This window comes from Leifsonia sp. NPDC058194 (genome assembly GCF_042883605.1).
Lineage (GTDB): Bacteria > Actinomycetota > Actinomycetes > Actinomycetales > Microbacteriaceae > Leifsonia.
Genome location: NZ_JBHVVL010000003.1, coordinates 453,947 through 477,456 on the forward strand (window position 1 = coordinate 453,947; position 23,510 = coordinate 477,456).

Genomic DNA, 23,510 nt, shown 5'->3' on the forward strand with positions numbered 1-23,510 from the left:
ATCAATCCTAGTTGTAAGCTGGAGTGTCTTTCGGCCATGTCGGCCAGTGTCAGAACGAGGGTGGATGAGTTACATCAGAGAAGTCCTCGGCGCGCGAGAACTCCTGTCGAACCTCGTGCTCCGAGAGGTCAGAGGACAGTACAAGCGTACGATCTTCGGCCGGCTGTGGTCCCTGATCAGCCCCTTGGCGTCGATGCTGGTCTACACGTTCGTGTTCTCGTTCGTGTTCAAGGTCCAGCCGGCCAAGGGCGACCCGAGTGGACTCGACTTCTACGCGGTCTGGCTGCTGTGCGGTCTCCTCCCGTGGACGTTCTTCGCCAACGCGGTCAACGCGGGGATGGGCTCGCTCGTCAGCAACGCCGGGCTGATCACCAAGGTCTACTTCCCCCGTCTCGTGCTGCCGGTCTCCTCGGTCTTCTCCGTCGCCTACAACTGGGGATTCGAGATGATCATCCTGGTCGTCGCGATCCTGGTCGTCGGAGGATTCGTCTGGCCGTGGCTGCCGTTCGTCATCCTGATGATGGTGGTGCTGGCGGTCTTCGCCACCGGCGTCGGCCTGCTGCTGTCGATCGCCAACGTGTATTTCCGCGACACGCAGTACCTGCTGGGTATCATCCTTCAGATCTGGATGTATCTGACCCCCATTGTCTACCCGGTTTCCCTCGTGGCCGGTCAGTCGGACCGCATCGGCGGAATCTTCGGCACCCCGATAACGATCCTCGACATCTATGAACTGAATCCCATGCTCCACTTCGTCGGAGTCTTCCGAACACTGCTGTACGACAACACCTGGCCGATGCTCCCCGATGTGATCGCCTGCATCGTGTGGGCACTCGTCGCCCTCGTCGGCGGCGCCTGGGTCTTCTCCCGCAAGGAGAAGAGATTGGCAGAGCTCCTGTGACCGACATCGCCGTGGACGTGTCGAACGTCAGCAAGAAGTTCCGGCTCTATCACGAACGAAACCAGAGCCTGAAGTCCGCCGTCATGCGACGCCGGGTATCCGTGCACGAAGACTTCTGGGCGCTTCAGGATGTCTCCTTCGAGGTTCCCGCCGGGTCCACGTTCGGACTGATCGGGAGCAACGGGTCGGGCAAGTCCACGCTCCTGAAGTGTTTGGCGAAGATCCTCTACCCCGAGACCGGGAGCATCACCGCGCACGGCAAGCTCGCAGCCATGCTCGAGGTCGGATCCGGATTCCATCCCGAGCTGTCCGGACGCGAGAACATCTATCTCAACGGCTCGATCCTCGGCATGGGACGCAAGGAGATCGACCGCAAGTTCGACGAGATCGTCGCGTTCTCCGGGGTCGAGCACTTCATCGACCAGCCCGTGAAGAACTACTCGTCCGGCATGTATGTCCGTCTGGGATTCTCGGTCGCGATCAGCGTGGAGCCTGAGATCCTCGTCGTCGACGAGGTCCTCTCGGTCGGCGACGCCGATTTCCAGAAGAAGTGCCAGCAGAAGTTCGAGGACCTCCGTTCCGAGGGGAAGACCGTCATCCTCGTGAGCCATTCCCTCGACACCGTCGAACGGATGTGCGACCGGGCCGCATGGCTCCAGAACGGGACGCTCCGAGCCGTAGGCGACACCGAATCGACCGTCGCGGCCTACAAGTCCTCCTTCTGAGCGACGGGGTCGCCGCCCCCCAACGGGGTGCATACCGGAGTTCGAAGACGTCGGCGGTGCGTTCTAGCTGGATGTTGGCGTTCGTCCTAGCATGGGCTGCATTCACACGTTAAAGGGGTTCTCTTGCGCAGCCTGATCCGATCTCTGGGGTTCGTCCTCGTCCTCGTGCTGGCTGTCGGCGCCCTTCAATTCGCCGCGCCAGCGCGCACAGAGGCGGCGAACGCCTTCGACTTCAACCCCAGCAACATCATCAGCGACGATGTGTTCTACAACCCGAACACCATGAACGAGGCCAGCGTGCAGGCCTTCCTCAATGCGATCGTCCCCAATTGCTCGGCGGGTTACACCTGCCTGAAGAACTTCAGCCAGACGACCACCTCGCGTGGAGGCGACGCGATGTGCGGGCCGTACGCGGGCGCCCCCAACGAGCCCGCCGCTCGCATCATCGTGAAGGTCGCCCAGGCCTGCGGCATCAATCCTCAGGTGATCCTTGCGACACTCCAGAAGGAACAGGCTCTCGTCACATCCACTGCTCCGAGCGCCTGGGCCTGGAAGGCGTCGATGGGCTACGCCTGCCCGGACACGGCCGCCTGCGACACGCAGTATTACGGCTTCTACAATCAGGTCTACTCCGGCTCGTGGCAGTTCAAGCGCTACGGGAACCCGCCGGGGACGTCGAACTTCTTCACCTGGTACCCCGTCGGCGGCTACGCGAACGTTCTCTACAACCCGGACTCGTCGTGCGGTTCGAGCCGTGTGTACATCTCCAATAAGGCGACGGCCGCCCTGTACTACTACACGCCCTATCAGCCGAACAACAACGCGCTTGCGGCCGGCTACGGAGCATCATCGGACCGCTGCGCCAGCTACGGCAACCGCAACTTCTTCATGTACTTCACCGATTGGTTCGGCTCCACGGGCAATGCAGGTCCGTCGTTCATCGACGCGCTGTACAACTCCACCGGCGGCGCCGGCGGGCCCCTCGGCGACCCGGCCACGGGGTACATCACGCTCAGCGACAACGGCGGAGGGATGGTTCGCGGCTACGCCGGAGGCGCAATCGCGTGGACGAAGGCGTACGGAGCGTTCATCATCAGCAATCCCATCCGCGACTACTTCAACGCCAACGGCGGAATCGGCGGGAGCCTCGGCTGGCCCACGAGCAATGCCAATACGGCGGGCGCCGGTCTGGTGCAAGGCTTCCAGGGAGGCGCGATCACCTACACCTCCGCGACCGGCCCACGAGTGCTGAGTGGAGCCCTGCGCACCGCATACAACGCCACGGGTGGGCTCTCCGGGCCGCTCGGTTGGCCTTCGGGAGACGCGTCCTGCTCCGGCTCGACGTGCAAACAGTCTTTCGAGCAGGCGACTCTGAGCACGAGCGGTGGCTCGTACACCATCGCGAGCGCGAAGATCGCCGCTGCCTACACGGCGGCCGGCGGAGCATCCGGCGCACTGGGAGCCGCAGTCGGCGTCACGACCGCCAACCTCGCCTCGGGCACCGGCCTCATCCAGGCCTACGCCAACGGGGTCATCACGTCGACATCGACGGGCGGAGCTCATTCGCTCAGCGGCTCCATCCGCTCCATGTTCAACGCACTGGGTGGCCTCAGCAGCTACCTCGGCTGGCCGACCGGCGACATGGCGTGCGATGCCTCCAACACGTGCTCTCAGGCCTTCCAGGGCGGCACGATCTACGCAGACAAGAACGGTTCGTCTTCGGCGATCTCCGCCGAGATCCTTGCCCTCTACAATTCGATGGGTGGAGCATCCGGGTCCCTCGGGGCGCCCGTCGGCACGACCATCAGCTTCACGGGCGGGCTCGTCCAGGGATTCGCGAACGGCGCGATCGCCTGGACCCCCGGCGCCGGGGCGTACGCACTGACCGGTGACATCCGAGCGGCCTACAACGCGCTCGGGGGCGTCACGGGTGGATTCGGATGGCCAGTAACCGCGGCCAACGCATTCCCCCAGAACGGCGGCGGCCTCGTGCAGGGCTTCCAGAACGGCGTCATCCTGGCCACGACGGCCTCCGGCGCCTACCCGCTCTCGGGAGACATCCGAGCGGCCTACAACGCCGCCGGGGGCATCCCCGGTCCCGTGGGCTGGCCGTTGACCAGTCCGATCAGCACCAACGGCGGACTCGTGCAGGCCTTCCAGAACGCTGCGATCACCTACACCTCCGGCGCCGGCGCCCACGTGCTGAGCGGCGCATTCCGCACGGCCTACGCCACGGTGGGCGGGATCGGCGGTTCCATCGGGTGGCCGACCTCCGACGTGACCGCGGTGGGCTACGCAGGTGGCGGGTCTGTGCAGGGCTTCGAAAAGGGCGCCGTCACGCAGAAGACCGGAGGGGACGCGATCGTCCTGCTCGGACCGATCCGCGACTATTTCAACGCACAGGGCGGCCTTGCGAGTTCGCTCGGATGGCCGGCGAAATCGCTCGCATGCAACGCGACGGGCACAGCCTGCCAACAGACCTTCGACGGAGGCACTGTGAGCTGGACCGCCGCCGGCGGTGCGACACTGGTCAAGTGAGAGATCTCGACTACACGCTCAACGTCACCCTGAGGAACGCCCGCCCGTTCTTCCGTATCCGGAAGGGCCTGCGCACCGTTGCGCCGGGATCGATCATCGGCATGATCAGGCTGCGCAACGAGGAAGACCTCCTGCAGGACACGTTGGATCACCTCAGTACGATCGTCGACGGAATCGTCGTCTTCGACGATGCGAGCACCGATCGGAGTCGAGAGATCGCGCTCTCCCACCGGCATGTCGTCGAGGTCGTCCAGAACCGGCACTGGCGACGGCGCAACCGCATCTGGGAGGAGACGGCCAACCGTCGGATCCTCTACGCGCGTGCGAAGCGGCTGCGACCAGCCTGGGTCTTCTACAGCGATGCTGACGAGCGCTTCGTCGGGGATATCCGCGGCTTCCTGCATGACGCCGGGCCCGAGGTCCGAGGACTACGGATCAATCTCTTCGACGCATACATGACGGCCGACGACGCGCTGCCGCATCGTGAGGGTGTCCCTCTTCTCGACTTCCGCTCGTCGTTCGGCCCCGAGCGCCGCCGCATCCTCATGGCCTGGAGGCCGGATGCCTCCGTGGACTTCACCACGAAGGATGCCCGCGAGCCCCAAGGGGTCACCGGCCCGCTGATCGACCGCTTCGAGTGCCAGCACTACGGAAAGGCCCTCTCGGAGCAGCAGTGGGAGGAGACCTGCCGCTACTACGTCGACAACTTCCCGATCTATCGTGAGAAGTGGCTCGCCCGCATGGGGAAGGCGATCCATACGGAGTCCGATTTCGGAACTCCGCTGTACACGTGGCCGGACGTCGTCGCCCACGCTGTCGATATCTAGCGGGTGAGGAGCGCCGCGGCGATGATCGCCACGACGCAGACCGCACCGTAGACGACGGTGACCCAGGTGCCGAGGCGGTTGCGCACGATCAGTCCCGCCGCGACGACGAACGCCGGGATCAGCGCGATCCCGTATCTCGGGATCACCGGGAACACCGATCCGAGCACCACGTTCATGGCGAAGAACAACGCCGGCGCGAACGCGATGGCCGAGATCGCGGTCGCGATCCCGAACGACTTGACGGCGATCGACCGGGTGGCCATGAAGAGCACGCCGATGATTCCGGCGACGGGAACCCAGGTCATGGGGAGCATCAGAAGGTTCGGCAGTCCATACCCGGCGTTCCATCCGCCGGCCATCAAAGGGCCCGGCGTGAGGAAGATCGCGCCGAGATCGAGGAGGGTGCGCCAGGAGAACGGAGCTGCCAGGCCCTGCGACGGACCCGGCCCGAGGGCGATCGCCGCATGGATTCCCAGCCAGAGCACCTCGGCTGCGACAGCGGCAACGGCGGTCGAGACGCCGAGGACGACGAGCCGACGTCGATGGTCCCTCTCGAGCGGTTGATCCTTTCGCCGCCAGAGCGCATAGATCAGCAGGATCAGAACAGCCAGGCCGATTCCGAAGATCGTCGTGACCTTGAGCCAGATACTCACCACGGCGATCGGGATCAGCCACCAGGCACCGCGTTTCCTGTCGATCGCACGGAACGCGAACAGGAGGGCGGCACCGCCCGCGAGAAGCGCGGGCGCATCCGTCGAAATATAGGTGGACGACCAGATCGTCGACGGAGACGCGATGACCGCCAAACCGATGCCGAGGGTGACCAGCTTCGGAATGCCGAATCGGCGCATCAACATGTACAACACGAGGACGCCGCCCGACAGCCAGAAGAAGCCGGACAACCGCGCGGCCGTCAGGAATTTCAGCCCAGTGACCGCATGGATGGCCTCGCCGACGCCCCAGGTGAACGCGAAGTAGATCGGCGTATAGATGTCGGCCGTGGTCTTGCCGTCCTGCGGGTACGACCTGACGTCCGAATAGCTGCTGCCGCAGGGATCTCCGCGCTGCCCGAAGAAGTCGCCGTAGCACGACATCTGCTCGAGCGCGCCCTCGCCGATCGACTCGCCTTGGCGCACGATGCCCTGCGATGGGATCTTGAGCGTGTAGTCGTAATAGACCCACTCGTCGAGCGGCGACAGGGCCTGCGTGTGCCGTGCAGTCACGATCCCCGTGACGAGCAACGAGGCGAAGACGAGAACGATCGGAACCCAGTTGAGAAGTGCCCAGCCGCGGAATCGATTCGCGGCACCCGCGCGCACCGGCCGCTCGTCAGGCTGGGTCCGGACCTCGCTCATGCGTTCAGCAGGTTCCGGAGGTAGCTGCCGTAGCCGCTCTTCACGAGCGGGGCAGCGAGCTCGGCCAGCTGCGCGTCGTCGATCCAGCCGGCGCGCCAGGCGATCTCTTCGATGCAGCCGATCTTGAAGCCCTGCCGGTCCTCGATCACGCGCACGTACTCGGAGGCCTGCATCATGGACTCGAAGGTGCCGGTGTCGAGCCAGGCTGTCCCGCGATCCAGCACCTGCACCTGCAGGTTGCCCGCATCGAGGTAGCGTTCGTTCACCGTCGAGATCTCGAGCTCGCCGCGTGCGCTGGGCTCGATCGTCTTCGCGATCTCCACGACGGAGTTGTCGTAGAAGTAGAGCCCCGGGACGGCGTAGTTGCTCTTCGGCGTGACCGGCTTCTCCTCGATCGAGACGGCCTTGAAGTCGTCGTCGAACTCCACGACCCCGTAGGCCTTCGGGTTGCTCACGTGGTACGCGAAGATCAGTGCCCCGTCGAGAGAGTTGTGGTTGCGCAGCGACGAGCCGAGCCCGGCGCCGTGGAAGATGTTGTCGCCGAGGACGAGGGCCACGGACTCGTCGCCGATGAACTCCTCGCCGATGATGAAGGCCTGGGCGAGACCGTCGGGCGACGGCTGCACCGCGTATTCGAGGCGGATGCCCAGCTGCGACCCGTCACCGAGGAGCGCACGGAACTGCTCGTTGTACTCCGGCGTCGTGATGATGAGGATCTCGTTGATCCCGGCCATCATCAGCGTCGACAGGGGGTAGTAGATCATCGGCTTGTCGTAGATCGGCATCAGCTGCTTCGAGATGCCCTTGGTGATCGGCCACAGCCGCGTGCCGGATCCGCCGGCCAGAATGATTCCGCGCATGTTCTCGTCGTTCCTCAGTTCTTGTCGAGCGACGCGTAGAAGGCCCGCGCAGCATCCCAGTCGGGGAGTAGTCCGGTGTCGCGCGCCTCGAGGAGGCCGGGGGCCTGGGTGTCCTTCGGCGACAGCAGCGGTTCGCCCGCCTCGGGCGGGAAGACCAGCGCGATGTCGGGGTCGAGCGGGTTGATCCCGTGCTCGCGGGTCGGGCTGTAGGTGTCGGTGACCAGGTAGCTCACCGTCGCGCCCTCGGTGAGGGCGACGAAGCAGTGGCCGAGCCCCTCGGCGACGTAGATCGCGCGACGGTCGACGTCGTCGAGCAGCACGCTGTCCCACTGCCCGAACGTCGGGGAGCCGACACGAATGTCGATGACGAAGTCGAGAACGGCCCCGTGCGGCGCCATGACGTACTTGGCCTGGCTCGGCGGGATGTCGGCGAAGTGGATGCCGCGCACCGAGCCTCGCTTGGAGACCGAGAGATTGCCCTGCCTCAGGTCCAGGCGGTGGCCGACGGCCTCCTCCAGACGGTCGAAGCGGTACCACTCGGTGAACATGCCGCGGTCGTCGGCGTGCTGCTTCGGAGTGATCTCGTAGGCGTCAGGGATGGAGAGTTCTCGGATCTGCACCCCGGGAGTCTACCAATCAGGCCTGCACGGTAGACTCCTGCACGGTTCATCGACAGAAAGCACCCATTTCTCCCATGAAGATTCTCGTCACCGGCGGAGCCGGTTTCATCGGCTCCAACTTCGTCCGCCGCACCCTGCAGGACGCGTACCCGGGCCTGGAAGGCGCGGAGGTCGTCGTCCTCGACGCCCTGACCTACTCGGGCAACCTCGCGAACCTCGCCCCGGTCGCGGACTCCCCGCGCTACACCTTCGTCAAGGGCGACATCCGCGACGGCGCGCTGCTCGACCAGCTCTTCCCCACCGTCGACGCCGTCGTCCACTTCGCCGCGGAGTCGCACGTCGACCGCTCGGTGCGGGACGCGTCGATCTTCGTCGAGACGAACGTCCTCGGCACGCAGCAGCTGCTCGACGCGGCGCTGCGCAACGACCTGAAGCGGTTCGTGCACGTCTCGACCGACGAGGTCTACGGGTCGATCGCCGAGGGGTCGTGGGCGGAGGACCGTCCGCTGGAGCCGAACTCGCCCTACTCCGCCTCGAAGGCCGGCAGCGACCTCCTCGCCCGCAGCTACTTCCGCACGCACGGCCTCAACCTGTCGATCACGCGCTGCTCGAACAACTACGGGCCCTACCACTTCCCCGAGAAGGTCATCCCGCTGTTCGTCACGAACCTCATCGACGACAAGCACGTCCCGCTGTACGGCGAGGGCAACAACATCCGCGACTGGCTGCACGTCGACGACCACACCCGCGGCATCGCGATGGTGCTCGTCGGCGGTCGCGCGGGCGAGATCTACAACATCGGCGGCGGGACGGAGCTCACCAACAAGGAGTTGACCCAGCTGCTGCTCGACGCCACCGGCAAGGACTGGTCGTACGTCGACCGCGTCGCCGATCGTCTCGGCCACGACCTGCGCTACTCCGTCGACATCTCGAAGATCCGGGACGAGCTGGGCTACGAGCCGCAGGTCCCGTTCGAGCAGGGCCTCTCCGACGTCGTGCAGTGGTACCGCGACAACCGCGAGTGGTGGGAGCCGCTCAAGGCCCGCGCCGCGCTGGACGCCTGAGCGCCGGCCCGATGACGCGCTATCTGATCGCGGGCGCCCGCGGCATGCTCGGCCAAGACCTCCGGCGTGCCCTCGACGGACGCGCGGTGACGGCCCTCGGCCGGGCGGAGTTGGACGTGACGGACCGCCAGGCGGTCCGGGACGCGGTCTCGGGGCACGACGTCGTCTTCAACGCGTCCGCGTACACGAAGGTCGACGACGCGGAGACCCACGAGGACGACGCCTTCGCGATCAACGCCACCGGGACGCAGAACCTCGCCGCCGCCGCGGCCGAGAGCGGCGCCCGACTCATCACGGTGTCGACCGACTACGTCTTCGACGGGTTCGCCACCGAGCCGTACGCCGAGAACACGCCGCGCGATCCCATCAACGCGTACGGTCGCACCAAGGCCGCCGGCGAGGAGCTCGCCCTCGCCGCGCACCCGGACGGCACCTCCGTCGTGCGCACGGCCTGGCTCTACGGGGCCGGCGGCTCCAACTTCGGGGCGACGATGCTGAGGCTCGCGGCCTCGCACGAGACGGTCTCGGTCGTGGACGACCAGCGCGGCCAACCCACGTGGTCCGCGGACCTCGCGCGGCAGCTCGTCGCCCTCGCGGACGCCGAGGCCCCAGCCGGCGTCTACCACGGGACGAACAGCGGGATCGCGACCTGGTACGACCTCGCTCGCGCCGTCTTCGAGCTCGCCGGCCTGGATCCGGAGCGCGTGCTCCCCACGGACAGCTCCAGCTTCGTCCGCCCTGCGCCGCGTCCCGCCTACTCCGTGCTCGGTCACGACGCGTGGACGCAGGCGGGCCTCGAGCCCATGCGCGACTGGCGCGTCGCCCTCCAGGACGCCGCAGCGGCCGGCGTGTTCCGCGGGGCGGCCCGATGAGCGGCGCTCCGCGGGTCCTGGTGACCGGCGCCGGCGGTTACATCGGCCGGCACGTGGTCACCGCCCTTGCCGACCGAGGCGCCGTCGTCGTAGCGGCGGACCGGCGCGGAGCGGAGCGGCCGGCCGGTCACATCGACCCCCGCGCCGAGCTGCTGGCCGTCGACGTCCTCGACGCCTCCGTCGACGTGTACGAGGCCTCCGGCGCTCCCGATATCGTGGTCCACCTCGCCTGGGAGTCGGGATTCGTCCACTCATCGCCAGCGCACATGCTCCGGCTGAGCGACCACTACCGTCTGATCACGGGACTCGTCGAGTCCGGCGTGCGACATGTCGTCGGTCTCGGATCCATGCACGAGGTCGGCTATTTCGAGGGCCGCCTGCCCGAGGACGCCCCGACCGATCCTCAGTCGCTCTACGGTGTCGCCAAGGACGCCCTCCGCCGCGCGCTCACCCTCTACACCCAGCAGCAGGAGGTCGTCTTCCAGTGGCTGCGCTGCTTCTACATCTACGGTGACGACGCGTACAACCGGTCGATCTTCACGTATCTCCGCGCCGCCGCGGAGGATGGCAAGGCCACCTTCCCCTTCACGTCGGGGACGAAGCAGTACGACTTCATCCGCGTCGAGGACCTGGCCGCGCAGATCGCCGCGACATCGCTGCAGGACGCGGTGACCGGCGTCATCAACTGCGGCTCGGGCGTCCCCGTCTCACTCGGCGCCCAGGTGGAGAGCTACATCGCCGACAGCGGGTACGACATCGCGCTGGAGTACGGCGCGTATCCCGACCGTCCGTACGACTCACCTGCGATCTGGGCCGACACCGGCAAGATCGAGTCCATCATGGCGGTCGCCGAGGAGACGTCGAGCATCCGCTGATAGTCTCGCTGTCGTCGGTCGGGAGACGGGAGAAGGATGGCCACGACCAGGACGTCACTCCATGTGGTGATCGATGAGCTGATCGGCGAAGCTCCCGGCGGCGCACGCCGCTACACCGAGGAGCTCACCCGGCAGCTCATCACGACCGCTCCCCGCGGGTGCGACGTCATCGGGATCGTCTCTGCCGTCTCCGACGAGCAGCTCGACGACCTCCGTCTGCGCCTGCCCGGCCTCGCCGACATCACCCGCCTCCCCCTCGCCCATCGCGAGCTCACGATCGCCTGGCAGTCCGGACTCGGTCTCGGCGGCATCCACGGGATGGTGCACGCGCCGACCCTGCTCGCTCCCCTGCGACGCCGGCGCGGCGGCCACGAGGACGATCAGGTCGCGGTCACCATCCACGACACCCTCGCGTGGACGCACCCCGGGTCGCTCGGGTCGGGTCAGGCGATGTGGACGAAGGCGATGGCCAAGCGCGCACGCAAGCACGCGGACGCCATCGTGGTGCCGACGCACGCGGTCGCCGCCCGGCTCGCGGACGAGCTCGACTTCGGCGATCGCATCCGGGTCATCGGAGGTGCTCCCGCGACCGCGCTCCGGCTTCCGGCCGATGCCGAGGCCCGCGCGGCGCGCCTCGGCCTGCCGGAGTCGTACGCTCTGACCCTCGGCTCGATCATGCCGCGCAAGGGCGTCGCCCCCTTGATCCGTGCGATGGCACGCCCGGAGGCCGGCGGCCTCCCCCTGCTCATCGCCGGGCCGGACCGGTTCGGCGAGGGCTCGGCCACCGGCGTCGCCGCCGCGGCCGGCCTCCCCGAGGACCGCGTGCGCGCCCTCGGTCAACTGGAGGACGCCGATCTCGCGGTCGTGCTCGACCGGGCGAGCCTCTTCGTCTACCCCAGCCTCGCGGAGGGCTTCGGCCTGCCGATCGTGGAGGCGTTCAAGTTCGGCCTCCCTGTCATCCACTCCGACGATCCCGCGCTCGTCGAGGTCGCCGGAGGGGCGAGCCTCGCCATCGAGCGTCCCTCCCCGACGGACGCCGACGAGAGCGAGTACGCCGAGCGACTGGCCGCGGCGATCGGCCGCGTGCTCGCGGACTCGGCTCTGCGCGAACGGCTCAGCGTGCTCGCCTCCGATCGGGCGCGCGCCTTCAGCTGGCGGGACTCCGCCGAGCGGGTCTGGCAGCTGCACGCCGACCTGTAGCGAAGACGGGCGCCGGACGGGCCCTAGCGATGCCCGGCCGACTCCCGGGAGCCCTCGCGCTCCTCGGCCGGGCGACCGGCCTCGAGCGCCGTCTCCTCGCGCCCGAACCAGGCACGATACCGCTCCGACGCCCACACACCGGCGGCCTTCGCCCAGCCGTGACTGCGCTTCTCGAGCAGCCAGGTGAAGGCGACCGAGACGGCGACCGCCAGCGGGATGCCGAAGAGCAGCGGCACGAACCACGGCTCGCCAGCGAACAGGTAGGTGCTGAAGATGAGGATCGGCACGTGCACGAGGTACAGGCTGAACGAGATCGTCCCCGCGAACTGGAAGGGCCGCGACTCGAAAACGGCTCGCAGCGGCTTCCAGCCGAGGACGGCGACGACCAGGCCGGCCGCCGCGAGCGGCACGAGACCCTTGAGCGCGTGTCCCAGTTCGGGAAGCTGGGCGATGCCGGGGCCGAAGAGCCAGGGGGCGATCAGCAGCAGACCGCTCCCGACCGTGAGCGCGGCCCACAGCGGGTGACGGTACCAGCGGGCGTTGATGCGGTCGGCCACGTTGCGCACGGCGTCCATGCGCACCGCGATCACTGCTCCGACGAAGAACGCGGGCAGGTACTCGAGCTCGCCCGACCCCGCGCGGGAGCCGAGCCAGGTCAGCGTGCAGGCGAGCACCAGGCCGCCGATCCACCATTTGCGGACGGCGATGGCGACCACCGCGAAGACGGGCAGTGCGAGCGAGAACAGCAGCTCCCAGCGCAGCGACCACAGGGGGTTGTTGATCTGTCCGTCACCGCCGAGCAGATCGACGGCCTTGACGATGTACTCCCAACTGAAGTTCGGCGTCGACGAGTTGCTGAGCCAGGTCCCGGAGGCCTGGGTCGAGATCTGCGGGATCGCGGCGACCCACGCCGCGGCGAGCAGCACTGACGCCGCCACGGGGACCATCAGGCGCACCACCCGGCGCGGGAAGTAGGCGACCCAGTCGAAACCGCGGTGCCGGACCACGGGGAGGGTGACCACCAGACCCGACAGCACGAAGAAGACGATGACCGACTCGACACCGGCCGTCATGAATTTGAGCGGCGTGTAGCTGATCCACCACATGGCGGACCCGACGGGAGCGCTCCCGCCGCCGGGGGTCCCCGGGAAGTCGGGGTTGGTGTACATGGCGTGGTGGAAGACGACGATCACCGCCGCGAGCCCGCGGAGTCCGTCCAGCGCCGTCAGCCGGCTGCTCGCCGGTCGGGGTGTCGTCGTCTCGTCCATTTTTCCAGCTGTACCCGTCATAGGCGGGCGACGCTACGGGTGGTGCCTGTGCAGTATCTGTGACCTGTTCAGGGGTCAGCTGGATGCGCGGCGCCTACTTCGCGGCCGGCGACGGCGTCGCGGGGGCGACCGCCTGTTGCACGAGCTGGTGGATCTGGGCGTAGTCCGGGTTCGTCGGGTCGATCGTCGGCGGCACGAGTTCGAGCTGGTCGACCGGCAGTTTTCGCGTCTTCATCCCGAGGTCGACGAAGTACCCGAGCATCGACTGCGGGATGTCGGTCTTCATCACCTGCGAGCCCGCCTTGGCGATGCCCTCGAACTTGCTGACGACGTTGACGGGGTTGACCTGCTTGAGGATCGCGTCCTGCAGCTGACGCTGCCGCGCCATCCGGTCGTAATCGCTGGAGCCGTGACGGGACCGGGCGTACCACTGGGCGTGGTACCCGTCCATGTGGTGCTGGCCGGGCTCGATCCACTCGGCCACTCCGTTCAGCTCCTCGTCGCCGCCGATCGGCACGCGGTCCGTCACGGTGATGTCGACGCCGCCCAGTGCGTCGATGAGGTCCGAGAAGCCCTGCATGTCGATCAGCACGTAGTACTGGATGGTGAGGCCGGTCGCTCCCTCGAGGGCGTCCCGCATCGCCTCGATCCCGGGCTCGCTCTTGTTCTTCGTCGCGTTCGGGTAGAGGTCCGTCTTGTAGACCTCGACCTCGGTGTAGATGGAGTTGAGCTGGCAGACGTCGACGTCGCAGCGGTCGTCGTAGCCGTAGCCGTCCGGGTAGAGGGCGTGCAGCGGCGACGTCTCGGGGAACGGGACCGGGTCGAGATCGCGCGGGAGTCCGATGGTGACGGCCTTGCCGGTCGTCGCGTCGATGCTGACGACCGACATGCTGTCCGGGCGCAGCCCGTCACGATCGGGTCCGGCGTCGCCGCCGAGCAGCATGATGTTGTAGCGGCCGTCGACCGGAGGCTCGGACGGCCCGGCGGAGAAGATCTCGCCCAGGGCGCCCCGGGCGGAGCCGGCGACGACGGAGGCGTAACCGGCCGTCCCCGTCAGGCCGACGAGCACGACCACCGCGAAGGCGGCGATCATCCCGCGTGCCTTCGAAGTCGTCTTGACGAGACGGACCAGCCGCAGAGTGTCGAGCGTGAGCACCACCCAGAGGACGGCATAGGCCACCAGGAGGATCTGGAGGACCGTGAGGCTGCCCGCCTGCGTGGCGAACGTGTAGATCGTCGCAGGAGCGACGAGGTAGACGACCAGCGTGATGATCGCCAGCAGCCAGAGCAGCCCGGTCGCGATGAGGCCGATCCGCCCGAGCCGCCGGTCGCCGGCGACGATCTGCACCGAGCCGGGCAGCAGGACGTTCAGGAGCACGAGCCACCAGCCCCGCTTGGTCATGGCGGGCGCGGACGACGCGTCCGGATGACGCAGCGGGCTCGTGGGGTTCATAGCTTCGCTTGCAGCGCCGCGTTCTTCTGCTCGACGCTGGCCTCCAGCTCGGCGGCGAAGCGCTCGAGCGCCGTGGCCAGAGCAGGATCGGCCGTTGCGAGGATCTTGACGGCGAGCAGCCCGGCGTTCCGGGCGCCGCCGATCGAGACGGTGGCGACGGGCACTCCGGCCGGCATCTGGACGATGGACAGCAGCGAGTCGAGCCCGTCGAGACGAGCCAGCGGGACGGGCACCCCGATCACCGGGAGGGTCGTCACGGCGGCCAGCATCCCGGGGAGGTGGGCCGCGCCTCCCGCGCCCGCGACGATCACACGGATGCCCCGACCGGCTGCGGCCGTGCCGAAGTCGATCATCTTGACCGGCGTGCGGTGCGCGGAGACGACCTCGACCTCGTGGGCGACACCGAACTCGGTGAGGAGGCGCGACGCCTCCTGCATCACGGACCAGTCCGAGTCGGAACCCATCACGACGGACACCAGGGGTTGGGGGTTCTCGGGCATGGCAATAATCGTACGGGCGCGCACCCCCGCGTCCGGGTTACGGCACGCGCGAATCGCGGCCGACGGGGTCAGCCCTCGAAATACGCCGCCGCGGCACGTGCTCGATAGACGACGTCGTCGAGGTCGTCGCCGCCGACCGTCACGTGACCGACCTTGCGGCCCGGTCGAGGCTCCTTGCCGTATCCGTGGAACTTCGCCTCGGGATGCGCTGCGAGCGCCGCCGGGTACCGGTCCTGAAGGGTGCCCTCGGCCGGACCGCCGAGGATGTTGACCATCACCGACCACTCGTCGCGCGGCCGGGTCTCGCCGAGTGGCAGGTCGAGGACGGCGCGCAGGTGCTGCTCGAACTGGCTGGTCACGGCGCCCTCGATGCTCCAGTGACCGCTGTTGTGCGGCCGCATCGCCAGCTCGTTCACGAGGATCCGGCCATCGGTGGTCTCGAACAGCTCGACGGCGAGCACGCCGGTGACGCCGAGGCCGTCCGCGATGCGCGTCGCGATCTCGGCCGCCGCTTCTGCCGTCCGCCCGGCCGCACCCGGGGCGGGCGCGATCACCTCGGCGCACACGCCGCCCTTCTGGACCGTCTCGACGACGGGCCAGACGGCGGAGTCGCCGGAGGGGCGCCGCGCGACCAGCTGCGCCAGCTCGCGCCGGAAGGAGACCAGCTCCTCCACCAGCAGGGCGCCGCCGCGGCCGTCCTCGGCGAGGGCGAGGAACCAGTCGTCGGCCTCGTTCGCCTCGGACACGACCCGCACGCCCTTGCCGTCGTAGCCGCCGCGAGCCGTCTTGACCACCGCGCGGCCGCCGTGGTCGGCGAGGAACGTCGCGAGTTCGTCGGCCGACTCCACCGCCGCCCAATCGGGCACGGGCAGCCCGAGCTCGCTGAGCTTGGCCCGCATCTGGATCTTGTCCTGGGCGTACAGCAGCGCGTCCGGGCCGGGATGGACGGGGACGCCCCGCTCGACCAGCTCGCGCAGGATCGCCGGGGGGACGTGCTCGTGGTCGAACGTGATGACGTCGACCGTCTCGGCGAACGCGAGGACGGTGTCGAGGTCGCGGTAGTCGCCGACGCCCGTCGCGGCGATCTCGGCGCTCATCCCCTCGGCCTCCTCGAGGACGCGGATGTCGATGCCGAGCTCCACCGCCGGAGGGATCATCATCCGTGCCAGTTGGCCGCCGCCGATCACTCCGACTGTGTTCCTGACCATCGAACGCTCTCTCCTCGACTCTTCATGCACCCCGTGGCAACTCTCAGCATCGGGCTACCGGGCTCGCGTATCGTGGCGAGCGCACTTCCTATCTTCCCGCATCACGACGGCCGGAGCATGACGATCGAGAATCCTCCCGCAGCGCGCAAGGCGCGGCTCCTCCCCCAGCTGATCAAGTTCGGCGCGGTGGGGGCGGTGGGCTTCGTCGTGAACCTCGCCGTGTTCAACGGGCTCATGCTCACCGTGCTCTCCGGAGTGCCCCACAAGACGCTGATCGCGACCGCCATCGCCACCCTCGTCGCCATCGGGACCAACTGGGTCGGCAACCGCTACTGGGCGTTCTCGAAGAACCGCCAGGCGAACACCGCACGCGAGGGCGCCGAGTTCCTCATCGTCAGCCTCGCGGGCATGGCCATCCCGTTGCTCTGCGTGTGGGTATCGCATTACCTCCTCGGCTACACGTCCCTGCTCGCGGACAACATCGCCAACAACGTCGTGGGCCTCGCCCTCGGGATGGTCTTCCGCTTCGGCTTCTACCGTTGGTGGGTGTTCTCCCCGGATCGCGCCGACCGTCGCGCGAAGCGGGGCGCCGCACGACCCGCCGAACCCGCCGTGCTGACGGGGTCGACGCTAGCGGCTTCCCCAGACGGTGGTCTCGTCGGAGACTGACTCGGACTGCTGGCGGCGCAGACCGACGACGTTCTGCGCGTGCTCCATCAGCTCGCCGAGGGTGCGCTGCACCTGATCGGCCTTCGGAACGTCCTTGAGGACCACGGGATGGTCGAGCCCGGCGTTGATCCGCACATCCCCCGACCGGAACGCGCTCTGCAGCCACGTGCGTTTGACGCTCACGTCGTAGCCGCGGCTGTGCAGCAGCTCCTGGCGCACGCGCACGAAGAAGCCGTGCCGGATGACGATCCGTCGTGTGGTGATCGTGTAGCGCCGGCTGAGCCAGGCCGCGAGCGGCAGGAGGAAGAGCAGCAGGACGGCCGCGGCGGCCGCCGACCACAGGAGGACGATCTCCCAGACCTCGTCGAGGCGCCCGACGAAGTAGCCGACGCCTCCGCTCGCGGCGATGAGGGCCAGGCTCGGCCAGAACAGCACCCGGGCGTTTCGGCGCAGCCGCGCCACGACCCGCTCCGGGGGCTGGCCGGGCACCCCGTCCGTCGTGTTGCTCATGCCTCCCATTAATACCGCAGGTGGGTGACGTCTCCCGCTGCGACAGCCGTGCGCCCCCGATCCGACTCCACGATCAGCCGTCCGTCGATGTCGAGATCGACGGCCGTGCCGAGCAGTTCGCCACCCCCGGGCAGCTCCACGCGCACCGAACGGCCGATCGTGTGGCACGCCTCGACGACTTCGTCGCGCAGTGCGCTGCGGACCGGATCGCCGCCGGCCGTCAGGTATTCGCGGTACAGCGTGATCAGGTGGGTGAGGTACGACGCGAGCACGGCATCCGCGTCCGGCGCATCCGCGCCCGCCACCACGAGGGAGGTGGAGGTCGCGGTCGGGAGCTCGTCGCGCTCCTGGAAGAGGTTCACGCCGACGCCGATGACGAGGCCCGAGAGATCCGGCAGCAGCTCCGACAGGGTCCCGCTGACCTTCGCACCGTCGATGAGGACGTCGTTGGGCCACTTCACCGACACCGTGCCGGGCACGAACGGCGCGATCGCGCGACTCATCGCCAGCCCGGCGAGCAGCGGGAACCAGCCGAACGCGTCGACGGCGAGCCCCTCCGGCCTCAGGAGGACCGAGATCGCCAGGGTGCGCCCGGGAGGCGCCACCCACACCCGGCCCAGACGTCCACGGCCGCCCGTCTGGTTCATCGTGACGACGGCGGCGAGGTCCGCCAGGCCGCCCGCTCGCGCGCTCAGCACATCGTTCGTCGACCCCGCCTCCGGCAGCACCTCCAGCCCGGGGGCGACGGCTCGGCTCCGACGGAAGTCCACAGGATCGCTCGGCTGCATTGGCCCAGTCTGCCAGTGACAGGCCCCGGATTTGTAGGATCCCGTCAACGGCACGGCCTCCGCACTGGCCGGTAGAGTGAACGGCGTGACCGACACCGATGCACGCCAGACCCCCGATCTCTTCACGACCGCCGGCAAACTCGCGGACCTGAAGGACCGGTTCCACGAGGCCGTCACCGCCAGCGGCCAGGCCGCGATCGAGAAGCAGCACGCCAAGGGCAAGCTCACCGCCCGCGAGCGGATCGACCTCCTCCTGGATCAGGGCTCCTTCGTCGAGTTCGACGAGTTCGTCCGCCACCGCACCCACGCCTTCGGGATGGAGGCCAAGCGCCCCTACGGCGACGCCGTCGTCACCGGCGTCGGCACCATCCACGGCCGCAACGTCGCGGTCTTCAGCCAGGACTTCACCATCTTCGGCGGCTCCCTCGGCGAGGTGGCGGGCGAGAAGATCATCAAGGTGATGGATCACGCGCTCAAGACCGGCGTGCCGATGATCGGCATCCTCGACTCCGGCGGCGCCCGCATCCAGGAAGGCGTCGTCGCCCTCGGCAAGTACGGCGAGATCTTCCGCCGCAACACCGCGGCGTCCGGGGTCATCCCGCAGATCTCGATCGTCATGGGGCCGGCTGCCGGCGGCGCCGTGTACTCCCCCGCCCTCACCGACTTCGTGATCATGGTCGACAAGTCGAGCCACATGTTCGTCACCGGTCCGGATGTCATCAAGACGGTCACCGGCGAGGACGTCGGCTTCGAGGAGCTCGGCGGAGCACTCACCCACAACAAGGTCTCGGGCGTCTCGCACTATCTCGCGAGCGACGAGGAGGACGCGCTGGACTACGCGCGGAACCTCCTCAGCTTCCTGCCGCAGAACAACCTGGCCGAGCTCCCCCAGTACGAGTCCGAGCCCGAGCTCGAGACGACGGACGCCGACCGGCGGCTCAACACCGTCATCCCCGACTCCCCGAACCAGCCCTACGACGTCAAGACGATCATCGAAGGCATCGTCGACGACGGCGAGTTCCTCGAGGTGCAGCCCCTCTTCGCACCGAACATCGTCATCGGGTTCGCCCGGGTCGAGGGCCGGTCGGTCGGCATCGTGGCGAACCAGCCCAACGCGATGGCCGGCACGCTCAACATCGACGCGGGCGAGAAGGCCTCGCGCTTCGTGCGGTTCTGCGACGCCTTCGGCATCCCGATCCTGACCCTGGTCGACGTCCCCGGCTACCTGCCCGGCACGGACCAGGAGTGGACCGGCGTCATCCGCCGCGGGGCCAAGCTCCTCTACGCGTACGCCGAGGCCACCGTCCCACTCGTGACCATCATCACCCGCAAGGCCTACGGCGGCGCCTACATCGTGATGGGCTCCAAGCAGCTCGGGGCCGACATCAACCTGGCCTGGCCGACCGCCGAGATCGCGGTCATGGGCGGTCAGGGCGCGGTCAACATCCTCTACCGCGGCGAGATCAAGCGCGCGGAGGAGGCCGGCGAGGACGTCGCGGCCGTCCGCACCAAGCTCGCCAACGAGTACACCTACAACGTCGCCAGCCCCTTCCTCGCGGCGGAGCGCGGCGAGCTGGACGGCGTGATCGAGCCGGCCGCCACCCGCGTCTCGGTCATCAAGGCCTTGCGGGCGCTGCGCACCAAGCGCGCGACCATGCCGCCGAAGAAGCACGGGAACATCCCGCTGTGACCGGCGAGCTCGACGCGTCTCAGATCCGCTTCGTCACCCGCGGGGTGACGGCGGAGGAGATCGCCGCGGTCACCGCCGTGCTGACGGCTGCGGCGGCCGAGCAGGCGGCAGCAGCGGGCGACGCGCGCCCGTCGACCGGCCCGGACGCGTGGGAACGCAGCCAGCGCCGGTTGCGCACACCGCTCACCCCCGGCGACGGGGCCTGGAGATCGTTCGCGGGCTGACACCCCTCCGGAGGCCGCCTCGACAGGCCGGCGTCCCCCGATTTGTACCCCGAACCGGACGTCCCCCACATGTGGGACAGCCTGGATTCGTGCTCGCCTCGACCGAGGAGGACTCCGAATGTCCCCCGGTGTCCTCCAAAATGACGACTATGTAATCCCTGGGAATGACGTCAATATAGTTATTGCTAGGTGTCTCTCCTCGTGAGTCACACCGCCGAATCACTCGTCGACTAGGGTAAGCAGGCGAGTGCTTTGGGGGCGAGTCAGGGCGATATTCGGGTTGTCGCCCTGACTCGGGGTTTGAAAAGGGGCCGACAATTCGGGTGTCGGCCCCTTTCCCCTTTTAACCCGAACAGGGGCCGGGTGACGGTTCTCCGGCACAGCGCACGCGCCGCCGCCGAACCCTCAGACCACCGGGCGCGGGATCTCCAGCCAGAGATCGACCTCGTCGTCGTCCGACTCGGCCCCGAGCGCATTGGCGGCACCGTCGTCGGACATGCGCAGCCCCACCACGGTGACCGCGGTCTTCGACGAGCGGGGCACGGTGCGCACGATCAGCTTGTCCGTCGTCGTCCCGCGGATCGCCTCGGCGAGCCTCCGCAGGACCGTCTCGAGGCCGTGCTGGTCGAGGTCGTCGATCCCGCCCTCGTCCAGGAGGCTGACCACCACACCGCGACGGCGCGCATCCATCACCTCACGCCGCACATCGTCGTTCAGGAGCCGGCGTCCGCGGATCTCGTCACGGATGGCGCCTTCGAGGTAACGGCATTCGCGACGCTCCGCCTCGGTCAGGTCTCCTCCACGCCGCACGATCTCGGCGAGCATGGGCGCCGCGACCCGATAGGTCTGCCGCAGCCGGAGCTGACGCTCCATGACGTGGGCCTCCTGAGCGGCCTGCCACTCGGTGGCCTCGCGCTCCGCCCGCGCGAACTGCAGGGAATCGCGCCCCGCCTTCGCGAGCGAGCCCGCGATCACCACGGCAACGCCGACCCACACGACCGAACCGATCACACCGATACCGGCCAGTGCGCCGGGCCCGGCCCAGAAGACGGTCTGCACCGCGAGGAAGCCGACGCCGAGCCACGCGAAGAGCGACTGCCTGCGCACGGCGCAGATGGTCATCAAGGTGCCCACCGCCGCGACGTACCAGGTGCCGTAGCCGTTGTCCTTCGCCGGATCGAGCTGACTGGTCACGAGGATCGGGATGACCACGCACACGGCGAGATCGAAGGCCGCCAGCCAGAGCGGCATCTTCGTCGGGCTCGTCGGCCAGAGGCTCATGACCGTCGCGACCGCATAGAGCGCCATCGCCACGATCGGGGGCCCGGGGTTCTCCGGGATCGACAGCGACGAGAGCGCCAGGAAGAGGTGGTAGGCGGAGAAGAGAGCGCCGAGGCCCAGGAAGAGGACGCGGTTGAGCGTGATCACTCGACGACCTCCTGCTCCCGGTCGGACGAGGGCCAGAGGATCACGACCGTGGTCCCGTTGCCGGGCTCGGACTCGATCCGGGCCCGGCCGCCGACCTTCGCGAGGCGGTCCCGGATGCTGACACGCAGTCCGAGGCGCTCGGCGGGCACCTCCTCGGCGGCGAAGCCGCGCCCTTCGTCGCGGACCACGATGTGCACGGTCGCCGCCGGGCTGCCACCACGGATGCTGATGCTGCGCTGCACCTCCGGGCCGCCGGCGTGCTGCATGCTGTTCACCATCGCCTGCACGCTCGCGGAGTACACGGCTTCTGCCACGTTGACCGGGAGGCTGTGGACCTCCACGTCCTGCACCTCGATGACGAACGGCGACGAGAACGCGTTCGCGGCCGTCACCAGCCGGTCGCTCAGCCGGTCGAGGCCCACCAGGGACTGGTCCTCCGGACTGGACGCCTCGGCCGCGTGCAGGTGGCCGATCGCATCGGCGGCCATCGTCGCGGCGAGCTCCTTCTGCTCGGGCGAACGGGCGCTGGCCGCCGAGAGCAGGGTGGTCAGCACGCTGTCATGGACGATCGCGTCGACCTGGACGCGCTCGACCTCGGTCGCGTGCTGACGGACGGCGTTCGCGTAGCGCGCCAGGGCTTGGCTCTGGGCCACGTCGACGCCCGAGGACGCCTGACGCATCATCGCGATGATGGCGAGGATCGCGCCGCCGAGGATGATCGCGTAGACGGCGTCGAGTCCGGCGAGCTCCGCACCGACCCCGCCGCCGGCCGGAAGAGCGCGGATCACGCCGTACGCGATGGGCGCGATCAGCGTGTAGACCACGGCGAGCCACAGCGGATACGCCACCGCGGCGAAGGCGGTGAAGACGTTGCACAGGAACCAGATCCACGGCTTGTCCGCCGTGAAGGCGGCCGGATCCGCGACGACGAACGGCCAGGTGACGATCGCGACGAGGTAGAGGACGGCGAGGATCGCCATGGCGCCCTTGACCCAGCGCTGGAGGATCGCGAGCAGGACGGTCACGACGATGCCGCCGAAGATGACGGCCGTCATCACCAGACCCCACGGCTGCACGAGGATGTGCTGCTGCGCGATGGCCGTCGGGATCGTCTGCAGCCCGAAGACCACGCCGAACGCGGCGACGGTCCGGTCCGCGATGCGCTCGATGCGCGCCCGGCTCAGGGGGTTGCGAGGCTTCGATGTCTCGCGCGGAGCTCCCGGAACGCTCCCGGGACGCGCCAGGTCAGACGCGCTCATTGCCCGTGTCGGGATCGAGACCCGGCAGGATGCCGTCTTCCACCGCGCGCCGGAGCAGGTCGACCTTCGTCGGCGCCGGACGCCCGACCTCCACGTACTTCACGCGGATGCGGTCGAGGTACTCGCGCGCGGTCGAGTTCGCGATCCCGAGCTGCGCCGCGACCGCCTTCAGCGGAAGTCCCGATGCGTACAGGTGCAGGACGTCGCGCTCGCGACGGCCGAGCTGGGCCTTGGCGAAGTCGCTGTCCGCGTCGATCGCCGTCGCCCACTCGAGATTGTTGAGCACATCGCCGCGGGCGACCGTGGCGATCGCGTTCATGACCGTGGTCGTCGGCGACGACTTGGGGATCACACCGGCCGCCCCCGCGGCGAGCGCCTCCCGGACGCTGGCCACCCGGTCGGCGATGCTGTGCACCAGCACCGCCGCTCCGGTCGCCTGGGCGCGCTTGACGTTGTCGGTCACCTTCGACCCGTCGCCCAGGGAGAGATCGAGCACGACCACGTCGCACTCCTGGCCGCCGAGCTCGGCGACGAATTCGTCGACCGTCGCGGCGGTGATGACGACCTCGTAGCCGGCGTCCTGACAGGCTGCTTTCAGCCCCAGACGCACCGACTCGTGATCGTCGACGATAGATACCCGCACCATGTGGTTCATCGTAGTGGTGCGGGAGGCGCT

At 68.3% G+C, this 23,510-nt stretch carries 23 protein-coding genes; 11 read left to right on the top strand and 12 right to left on the bottom strand.

Features of this window, described 5'->3' with window-relative positions; all coding sequences use genetic code 11:
• Positions 1-64 precede the first annotated feature (64 nt).
• From ACFVU2_RS14360 to ACFVU2_RS14375, 4 genes are all read left to right on the top strand, one after another.
• Positions 65-901: an ABC transporter permease gene (locus ACFVU2_RS14360; RefSeq protein WP_387875495.1), complete on the top strand. Its 837-nt coding sequence runs from the start codon at positions 65-67 to the stop codon at positions 899-901.
• On the top strand, positions 898-1,626 hold the full coding sequence (locus tag ACFVU2_RS14365; RefSeq protein ID WP_387875497.1) for an ABC transporter ATP-binding protein: 729 nt from the start codon (positions 898-900) through the stop codon (positions 1,624-1,626). Before ACFVU2_RS14360 ends, ACFVU2_RS14365 begins: the two co-directional genes overlap by 4 nt.
• A 123-nt stretch (positions 1,627-1,749) precedes the next feature.
• A complete protein-coding gene (locus ACFVU2_RS14370; RefSeq protein WP_387875499.1) occupies positions 1,750-4,164 on the top strand; it encodes an LGFP repeat-containing protein in 2,415 nt (804 codons plus the stop codon).
• Positions 4,161-4,991 (top strand): glycosyltransferase family 2 protein, encoded by an 831-nt coding sequence (locus tag ACFVU2_RS14375; protein WP_387875502.1) that lies wholly within the window; start codon positions 4,161-4,163, stop codon positions 4,989-4,991. Before ACFVU2_RS14370 ends, ACFVU2_RS14375 begins: the two co-directional genes overlap by 4 nt.
• Here ACFVU2_RS14375 and ACFVU2_RS14380 read toward each other — a convergent pair.
• From ACFVU2_RS14380 to ACFVU2_RS14390, 3 genes are read right to left on the bottom strand one after another with little or no spacing between them, the layout of a single operon-like run.
• A complete protein-coding gene (locus tag ACFVU2_RS14380) occupies positions 4,988-6,346 on the bottom strand; it encodes a hypothetical protein (protein ID WP_387875505.1) in 1,359 nt (452 codons plus the stop codon). The two genes, ACFVU2_RS14375 and ACFVU2_RS14380, sit on opposite strands and share 4 nt — an antisense overlap.
• Positions 6,343-7,206 carry a glucose-1-phosphate thymidylyltransferase RfbA gene (gene rfbA, locus ACFVU2_RS14385; RefSeq protein WP_387875506.1) on the bottom strand — a complete coding sequence of 288 codons (864 nt, stop codon included), beginning with the start codon at positions 7,204-7,206 and terminating at the stop codon, positions 6,343-6,345. Before rfbA ends, ACFVU2_RS14380 begins: the two co-directional genes overlap by 4 nt.
• A gap of 14 nt (positions 7,207-7,220) precedes the next feature.
• Complete coding sequence (locus tag ACFVU2_RS14390) at positions 7,221-7,826, bottom strand: dTDP-4-dehydrorhamnose 3,5-epimerase family protein (RefSeq protein ID WP_387875508.1); 606 nt, start codon at positions 7,824-7,826, stop codon at positions 7,221-7,223.
• Between the two features lie 74 nt (positions 7,827-7,900).
• On the opposite strand from ACFVU2_RS14390, the gene rfbB reads away from it, so the two are divergent.
• From rfbB to ACFVU2_RS14410, 4 genes are read left to right on the top strand one after another with little or no spacing between them, the layout of a single operon-like run.
• Positions 7,901-8,890 carry a dTDP-glucose 4,6-dehydratase gene (gene rfbB / locus ACFVU2_RS14395; protein ID WP_387875509.1) on the top strand — a complete coding sequence of 330 codons (990 nt, stop codon included), beginning with the start codon at positions 7,901-7,903 and terminating at the stop codon, positions 8,888-8,890.
• An 11-nt stretch (positions 8,891-8,901) separates the two neighbouring features.
• Positions 8,902-9,762, top strand: a complete 861-nt coding sequence (gene rfbD / locus ACFVU2_RS14400; RefSeq protein ID WP_387875511.1) for a dTDP-4-dehydrorhamnose reductase — start codon at positions 8,902-8,904, stop codon at positions 9,760-9,762.
• Complete coding sequence (locus ACFVU2_RS14405) at positions 9,759-10,637, top strand: NAD-dependent epimerase/dehydratase family protein (RefSeq protein ID WP_387875514.1); 879 nt, start codon at positions 9,759-9,761, stop codon at positions 10,635-10,637. Before rfbD ends, ACFVU2_RS14405 begins: the two co-directional genes overlap by 4 nt.
• A 36-nt stretch (positions 10,638-10,673) precedes the next feature.
• Complete coding sequence (locus tag ACFVU2_RS14410) at positions 10,674-11,837, top strand: glycosyltransferase family 4 protein (RefSeq protein ID WP_387875516.1); 1,164 nt, start codon at positions 10,674-10,676, stop codon at positions 11,835-11,837.
• Positions 11,838-11,860: 23 nt separating this feature from the next.
• Here ACFVU2_RS14410 and ACFVU2_RS14415 read toward each other — a convergent pair whose 3' ends face one another.
• The 4 genes from ACFVU2_RS14415 to ACFVU2_RS14430 form a co-directional block, all read right to left on the bottom strand.
• On the bottom strand, positions 11,861-13,105 hold the full coding sequence (locus tag ACFVU2_RS14415) for an acyltransferase family protein (protein ID WP_387875519.1): 1,245 nt from the start codon (positions 13,103-13,105) through the stop codon (positions 11,861-11,863).
• 94 nt (positions 13,106-13,199) lie between these two features.
• On the bottom strand, positions 13,200-14,558 hold the full coding sequence (locus tag ACFVU2_RS14420; protein WP_387875522.1) for an LCP family protein: 1,359 nt from the start codon (positions 14,556-14,558) through the stop codon (positions 13,200-13,202).
• Complete coding sequence (gene purE, locus ACFVU2_RS14425) at positions 14,555-15,058, bottom strand: 5-(carboxyamino)imidazole ribonucleotide mutase (protein WP_387875524.1); 504 nt, start codon at positions 15,056-15,058, stop codon at positions 14,555-14,557. Before purE ends, ACFVU2_RS14420 begins: the two co-directional genes overlap by 4 nt.
• A 68-nt stretch (positions 15,059-15,126) precedes the next feature.
• Positions 15,127-16,296, bottom strand: coding sequence for a 5-(carboxyamino)imidazole ribonucleotide synthase (locus ACFVU2_RS14430; protein WP_387875527.1), 1,170 nt, complete (start codon positions 16,294-16,296; stop codon positions 15,127-15,129).
• Between the two features lie 87 nt (positions 16,297-16,383).
• On the opposite strand from ACFVU2_RS14430, the gene ACFVU2_RS14435 reads away from it, so the two are divergent.
• A complete protein-coding gene (locus tag ACFVU2_RS14435; RefSeq protein WP_387875529.1) occupies positions 16,384-16,935 on the top strand; it encodes a GtrA family protein in 552 nt (183 codons plus the stop codon).
• On the opposite strand, the gene ACFVU2_RS14440 is transcribed toward ACFVU2_RS14435, so the two are convergent.
• Together ACFVU2_RS14440 and ACFVU2_RS14445 are read right to left on the bottom strand one after the other, a co-directional pair.
• Positions 16,897-17,445 (bottom strand): PH domain-containing protein, encoded by a 549-nt coding sequence (locus ACFVU2_RS14440; protein WP_387875531.1) that lies wholly within the window; start codon positions 17,443-17,445, stop codon positions 16,897-16,899. The genes ACFVU2_RS14435 and ACFVU2_RS14440 overlap by 39 nt on opposite strands.
• An 8-nt stretch (positions 17,446-17,453) precedes the next feature.
• Entirely contained in the window at positions 17,454-18,233 is a 780-nt protein-coding gene (locus ACFVU2_RS14445) for a biotin--[acetyl-CoA-carboxylase] ligase (protein ID WP_387875534.1), read from the bottom strand.
• 76 nt (positions 18,234-18,309) lie between these two features.
• Between ACFVU2_RS14445 and ACFVU2_RS14450 the strand changes: the two genes are divergently transcribed.
• Together ACFVU2_RS14450 and ACFVU2_RS14455 are read left to right on the top strand one after the other, a co-directional pair.
• A complete protein-coding gene (locus ACFVU2_RS14450; RefSeq protein ID WP_387875537.1) occupies positions 18,310-19,923 on the top strand; it encodes an acyl-CoA carboxylase subunit beta in 1,614 nt (537 codons plus the stop codon).
• Entirely contained in the window at positions 19,920-20,147 is a 228-nt protein-coding gene (locus tag ACFVU2_RS14455; protein WP_387875539.1) for an acyl-CoA carboxylase epsilon subunit, read from the top strand. The genes ACFVU2_RS14450 and ACFVU2_RS14455 overlap by 4 nt, the downstream gene beginning before the upstream one ends.
• Before the next feature lie 405 nt (positions 20,148-20,552).
• On the opposite strand, the gene ACFVU2_RS14460 is transcribed toward ACFVU2_RS14455, so the two are convergent.
• Genes ACFVU2_RS14460 through ACFVU2_RS14470 form a run of 3 tightly spaced genes read right to left on the bottom strand, consistent with a single transcriptional unit; the run spans position 20,553 to position 23,480 of the window.
• Positions 20,553-21,575 carry a hypothetical protein gene (locus ACFVU2_RS14460; protein WP_387875541.1) on the bottom strand — a complete coding sequence of 341 codons (1,023 nt, stop codon included), beginning with the start codon at positions 21,573-21,575 and terminating at the stop codon, positions 20,553-20,555.
• On the bottom strand, positions 21,572-22,834 hold the full coding sequence (locus ACFVU2_RS14465; protein ID WP_387875544.1) for an ATP-binding protein: 1,263 nt from the start codon (positions 22,832-22,834) through the stop codon (positions 21,572-21,574). The genes ACFVU2_RS14460 and ACFVU2_RS14465 overlap by 4 nt, the downstream gene beginning before the upstream one ends.
• A complete protein-coding gene (locus ACFVU2_RS14470) occupies positions 22,821-23,480 on the bottom strand; it encodes a response regulator transcription factor (RefSeq protein ID WP_039922616.1) in 660 nt (219 codons plus the stop codon). Before ACFVU2_RS14470 ends, ACFVU2_RS14465 begins: the two co-directional genes overlap by 14 nt.
• Positions 23,481-23,510: the final 30 nt, after the last annotated feature.